8 protein-coding genes are annotated in these 5,566 nt (G+C 29.1%); all 8 read left to right on the top strand.

Annotation, left to right across the window (positions count from 1 at the left end):
* The first annotated feature begins 75 nt into the window (after positions 1-75).
* The 8 genes from acpS to G3997_RS00390 all read left to right on the top strand — a co-directional run bounded on the left by acpS (position 76) and on the right by G3997_RS00390 (position 5,336).
* Complete coding sequence (gene acpS / locus G3997_RS00355; RefSeq protein WP_296646300.1) at positions 76-459, top strand: holo-ACP synthase; 384 nt, start codon at positions 76-78, stop codon at positions 457-459.
* A 1-nt stretch (position 460) separates the two neighbouring features.
* Positions 461-919 carry a CBS domain-containing protein gene (locus G3997_RS00360; protein ID WP_296646305.1) on the top strand — a complete coding sequence of 153 codons (459 nt, stop codon included), beginning with the start codon at positions 461-463 and terminating at the stop codon, positions 917-919.
* 23 nt (positions 920-942) lie between these two features.
* Positions 943-1,530 (top strand): germination lipoprotein GerS, encoded by a 588-nt coding sequence (gene gerS / locus G3997_RS00365; RefSeq protein WP_296646309.1) that lies wholly within the window; start codon positions 943-945, stop codon positions 1,528-1,530.
* A gap of 15 nt (positions 1,531-1,545) precedes the next feature.
* Positions 1,546-2,712, top strand: coding sequence for an alanine racemase (gene alr / locus G3997_RS00370; RefSeq protein WP_296646313.1), 1,167 nt, complete (start codon positions 1,546-1,548; stop codon positions 2,710-2,712).
* Positions 2,713-2,736: 24 nt separating this feature from the next.
* Entirely contained in the window at positions 2,737-3,021 is a 285-nt protein-coding gene (locus G3997_RS00375; RefSeq protein WP_296646318.1) for a ribbon-helix-helix domain-containing protein, read from the top strand.
* Positions 3,011-3,373, top strand: coding sequence for a type II toxin-antitoxin system PemK/MazF family toxin (locus G3997_RS00380; RefSeq protein ID WP_442971199.1), 363 nt, complete (start codon positions 3,011-3,013; stop codon positions 3,371-3,373). Before G3997_RS00375 ends, G3997_RS00380 begins: the two co-directional genes overlap by 11 nt.
* A gap of 207 nt (positions 3,374-3,580) precedes the next feature.
* Positions 3,581-4,408: a transketolase gene (locus tag G3997_RS00385; protein ID WP_296646327.1), complete on the top strand. Its 828-nt coding sequence runs from the start codon at positions 3,581-3,583 to the stop codon at positions 4,406-4,408.
* Positions 4,401-5,336 (top strand): transketolase family protein, encoded by a 936-nt coding sequence (locus tag G3997_RS00390; RefSeq protein WP_296646332.1) that lies wholly within the window; start codon positions 4,401-4,403, stop codon positions 5,334-5,336. Before G3997_RS00385 ends, G3997_RS00390 begins: the two co-directional genes overlap by 8 nt.
* Positions 5,337-5,566: the final 230 nt, after the last annotated feature.

Here is a 5,566-nt window from a genome sequence, read left to right on the forward strand (position 1 = left end):
CTAAAATATTAATAGTTGAATATAATTATTTTAAACATAATAAAATAGAAATATAAGTAATTCAAGGAGGAAATAATGAATATATTGGATATTGGAGTTGATATCATAGAAATATATAGAATAAAAGAATTACTTGAAAAAAACCCTAGATTTCTAGAAAGAACTTTTACTGATAAAGAAATTGAATATTTTAAAAGTAAAGGTTTTAAAGCAGAAACTGTAGCTGGAAATTTTGCGGCAAAAGAAGCTATAAGTAAGTCCATAGGAACAGGGATAAGAAAATTTAACTTAAGAGATATAGAAGTTTTAAGAGATGAATTAGGAAAACCAATAGTGAAAACTTATAATAATTTTAAACAGATATGCATAGATTATAATGTTTCAGAAATAAAAGTATCTATATCTCACTGTAAGGACTATGCTATAGCTAACTCTATAGCCATAACTAAGGAGGGATAATATGAATAATAAAACAGCAAAAGATATAATGACAACAGATGTAATAGTAGCCAAAAAAGATGATAGTATTGCAAATGTAGCAACTTTGCTTATAAAAGAAAAGATAGGAGGGTTGCCAGTAGTAGATGAACATAATAAGGTAGTAGGAATAATATCTGAAACAGATATAATGCAGAAAGAAACAGATATAGAGTCACCGAGAGTTTTAAATTTCTTCCAAGGTTTAATTTTCTTAGATGATATAAAGAAATTAGAAGATGATATGAAAAAAGTAGCAGCATATAAGGTTGAAGATTTAATGTCTAAAGACATAATAACTGTAAATGAAAATGATTCATTTGATTATGTAGCTAACGTTATGATAAAAAAATCTATAAATAGAGTACCTGTAGTAGATAAAGAAAACTTCTTAAAAGGTATAATATGTAGATACGATATAATAAAAGCTATGTATGATTAACAAATTGTAATTGGAGGTTTTCTATGAAAAGGTGGACTATTATACTAGCAATAGTTGTGAGTATATTTGCAATTATTGTTGGTTGTCAAAAAAGAGAGTCCACAAAAGAAGAAATCTATACAGAATTCCAAAAGAAGATAGTTACTATGTCATCTTATAAGTGTATAGCTGAAGTAGAAGCTATAGGAAATAAAAGCTCTCATAATTATGTATTTGTTCATAGTTATAAAAAACCGGATTATTATAAATTAGAAGTAATGGAACCAGAGCATTTAAAAGGAAAGACTATGGAATATAAAGATGATAAAGTAATAATAAGTAATCCAGATATAGAAGATAAAATAGAATTACCGAATATAGACGAAAATAAACAGTACATTTTTATAGGAGATTTTATAAAAAACTATCTTCAAAATGAAGAGGTTAATATAAAATTATCTGGCGATAGTCTAAGTTTAGAAACTACTATACCAGGAGATAATGAATACTTCTATAAACAAATATTATATATAAATAAAGAGACTAAAAATCCTGAAAAAATGGAAATACTAAATGATAAAGGAAATCCAAGCTTTGTAGTTAAATATAAAGACTTCGAGTGCAGAAAGTAAGGTGGCACAAAAGAAATGAAAACTAAAATAACAGCTCCTACGTGGGCGGAGATAAATCTAGATAACATAGAATTTAATTTAAATAATATAAAAAAGTTACTAAATGAAGATACTAAAATTTGTACAGTGTTAAAGGCTAATGCATATGGACATGGTTCAGTTCAAGTTGCTAAGTTTTTAGAAAATAAAAATGTAGACTATTTTGCTGTTGCTAGGCTAGAAGAAGCTATAGAACTTAGACAAAATAATATAAAAAAACCTATATTATGTCTAGGATTTGTTCCAGAAGAATCTTTAGAGTATGCTGTTAAAAATGATATAACATTAACTATTTATTCATTAGAAATGGCTGAAAAACTTAATGATATATCTAAAAAAATAGGTATTAAAGCTTGTATCCATATAAAGATAGATACAGGAATGAGTAGAATAGGCTTTAAGGTAAATGATGAGTCTATAGAAAAGGTATTTGAGATATCTAATTTAGAAAACATATATATAGAAGGTATATATACTCACTTTGCTAAAGCAGATGAACTAGATAAAGAATTTACAAATAATCAAGCAGAAAGATTTAAATTTATAACTGAATCTATAGAGAAGAGAGGAATAAATATACCTATAAAGCATGTTTCTAATAGTGCAGCTATTATGGATTTACCAGATTTAAACTTTAATATGGTAAGATGTGGAATAGTTTTATACGGGTATTATCCATCTGATGAAGTTATAAAAGAAAGACTTCCTTTAAAACCTGCAATGATATTAAAAACAAAAATATCTCATATTAAAGAATTAGAAGAATGCACTGGGATAAGTTATGGATTAACTTATAAAACTAATAATTCTGAAAAAATAGTCACTATACCTATTGGATATGCAGATGGATTTACTAGAATGCAAAAAAATCCTAAGGTATCTATAAAGGGTGAAATTTTTGATATTGTAGGAAGAATTTGCATGGATCAATGTATGGTGAAAATAGATAAAGACATGGACATAAAAATTGGCGATGAGGTTATAATATTTGGGGAAGGCAATAGAAATGTAGAAGATATAGCTAAAGATTTAGGAACGATAAATTATGAAATAGTATGCATGGTATCTAGAAGAGTTGACCGTGTTTATAAGGAAGGAAATGTAATTTTACAAGCTGATAGTTATTTGGTAAAATGGAAATGATAGTATAACCCAGGAGGCGATGTTGTGCACAATAAAAAAAAGGAAAAAATAACCTTTACTATACCTGATTCTCTAATATCTGAAGTAGATCATATAGTTCAGATGGAGAACAGTAATAGAGCAGATTTTGCTAAAGCAGCTTTTCAATTCTATATAACTCAGAAGAAGAAAATAGATTTTAAAGAATCTATGATGAAGGGTTATAAAGAGATGGGTCAAATTAATCTATCATTAGCTGAGCTGGGTATGACAAATGAGGTATCTTCAAAAGATAACATAGAAGAGAAGATTGCCCAAGGTGAATACTAATTTGGATATAAAGCGAGGATACTTATATTATGCTGATTTAAGCCCAGTTGTAGGGTCAGAGCAGGGTGGAGTAAGGCCTGTTCTCATCATACAAAATGATATAGGTAATAAATACAGTCCAACTGTAATAGTAGCCGCAATAACATCTCAAATTAATAAAGCTAAGCTACCTACGCATATAGAGATAAGTGCTAATGAGTATGGACTTAATAAAGACTCGGTTATTCTCTTAGAGCAGATACGGACAATAGACAAAAAGCGTTTAAGAGAAAAGATAGGTTGTCTAGATAAAAATATGATGTTAAAGGTAAATAATAGTCTTCAAATAAGTTTGGGGCTATTCACTCTATAAAAATATTGATATTAGTATATATCAATATTTTTTTTGAAATTAAAAATATTGATATATACTAATGATAGTATTAAATTATAAATATATATATACACTTTTGGAAAAAATAGAGTAAAAAACAGTATAAAGATGATATAATAAAGTGAGATTAAACTCAAAACGATACATATGGACAACTTAACTTTACTAGTACAGGGAGGTAATTACATGAGAGATCATAAAGGATTAAAAGAGATTGCACGTAATATCAGAAAAGATATAGTCTCTATGATACATACGTCTAAATCAGGACATCCAGGAGGGTCATTATCAGCGGTTGAAATATTAACAGCTCTTTATTTTGATGAGATGAATATAGATCCTAATAACTGTAAGATGGAAGATAGAGACAGATTTGTTTTATCAAAAGGACATGCAGCTCCAGTATTATACGCTACTTTAGCTCACAAAGGGTACTTTGATAAAGAAGAATTAAAAGGATTAAGAAAAATAAATAGAATGCTACAAGGTCATCCTGATATGAAAGGAACACCAGGTGTTGAAATGTCAACTGGGTCTTTAGGACAAGGATTTTCTGTAGCTTGTGGTATGGCAATGGCATCTAAATTAGATAATGCACCATGGAGAGTTTATGCTTTACTTGGAGATGGAGAAGTTCAAGAAGGTATAGTTTGGGAAGCTGCTATGAGTGCAGCTCATTATAAACTTGATAACATGGTTGCGTTCTTAGATTATAATGGTCTTCAAATAGATGGAAAAACTGAAGATGTTATGAATATAGGTCCTATAGTTGATAAGTTTAAAGCTTTTGGGTGGAATGTAATAGAGATAGACGGTCATGATTTTGATCAAATATTTGCAGCTTTAGATATGGCTAAAGAAACTGTAGGAAAACCTACAATGATAGTTGCTAAAACTGTAAAAGGTAGAGGTATATCATACATGGAAAATCAAGCTGGATGGCATGGAACAGCTCCAAGCGATAAAGATTTAGAGCAGGCTTTAATAGATTTAGGAGGTGTAGACAATGAGTAAGATGGCAACTAGAGATGCGTACGGAAAAGCATTAGTTAAATTAGGACAAATTAATGATAATGTAGTAGTATTAGATGCAGACTTATCTAAGTCTACAAAAACAAATGATTTTAAAACTGTATTCCCTGAGAGATTTTTCAATATGGGTATAGCAGAACAAAACTTAATAGGTGCAGCTTGTGGATTTGCAACAGCTGGTAAAATACCATTTGCAAGTAGTTTTGCCATGTTTGCTACAGGAAGAGCTTTCGAAATAATAAGAAACTCAGTAGCATATCCAAAATTAAATGTAAAAGTATGTGCAACTCATGCGGGTCTTACAGTAGGTGAAGATGGTGCATCTCACGAAAGTATTGAAGATATATCTATAATGAGAGCTATACCTAATATGACAGTTTTAGTTCCTGCAGATGGCGTTGAAGCTGAACAAATGATACTTGAAGCTGCTAAATTCTATGGGCCTATGTATGTTCGTTTAGGAAGAAGTGCAGTACCTACATTATTTGATGAAAATTATAAATTCCAAATAGGAAAAGGTAGTGTATTAAGAGAAGGAAATGATGCATCTATAATAGCTTGTGGAATAATGGTTAATGAAGCCATATTAGCTTCAGAGATATTAAAATCAGAAGGTATAAATGTTAGAGTTATAAATATGTCTACTATAAAACCTATAGATAGACAATTAATAATAACGGCATCTAAAGAAACAGGTGCAATAGTTACTGCTGAAGAACATAGTATAATCGGTGGATTAGGTTCTGCTGTAAGTGAAGTAGTAAGTGAAGAGTGTCCAGTTATAGTTAAAAAAATAGGTGTTAGAGATACATTTGGTGAATCAGGAACACCAGCAGAATTATTAAAGAAACATGGATTAACTGCAGAAGATATAGTAAATGCAGTTAAAGAGGCTATTTCTAAAAAATAGTTAAATACTATAAATTGAAATTTGATATTATTATATATTTATTTTATAAAATGAATGAATTTAATAATTTGTTCTTAAAAGGTAGTGTTTTATCTATTATAATAGATAAAACACTACCTTTTTAATTTATTAAATGATAAAACCATTCTAATGCTTGAACATGCTTCATATATTTTATATATGGGGGTGATATGAATGAATAAGATAAATTTTAATCTTAAAGGTGTAAT

This window comes from Romboutsia sp. 13368, from assembly GCF_018336475.1.
Lineage (GTDB): Bacteria > Bacillota > Clostridia > Peptostreptococcales > Peptostreptococcaceae > Romboutsia.

Coding starts and splice junctions, on each gene's coding strand:
- acpS (WP_296646300.1), top strand. CDS start 76: ATGAATATATTGGATATTGGAGTTGATATCATAGAAATATATAGAATA.
- alr (WP_296646313.1), top strand. CDS start 1,546: ATGAAAACTAAAATAACAGCTCCTACGTGGGCGGAGATAAATCTAGAT.
- G3997_RS00390 (WP_296646332.1), top strand. CDS start 4,401: ATGAGTAAGATGGCAACTAGAGATGCGTACGGAAAAGCATTAGTTAAA.
- G3997_RS00360 (WP_296646305.1), top strand. CDS start 461: ATGAATAATAAAACAGCAAAAGATATAATGACAACAGATGTAATAGTA.
- gerS (WP_296646309.1), top strand. CDS start 943: ATGAAAAGGTGGACTATTATACTAGCAATAGTTGTGAGTATATTTGCA.
- G3997_RS00385 (WP_296646327.1), top strand. CDS start 3,581: ATGAGAGATCATAAAGGATTAAAAGAGATTGCACGTAATATCAGAAAA.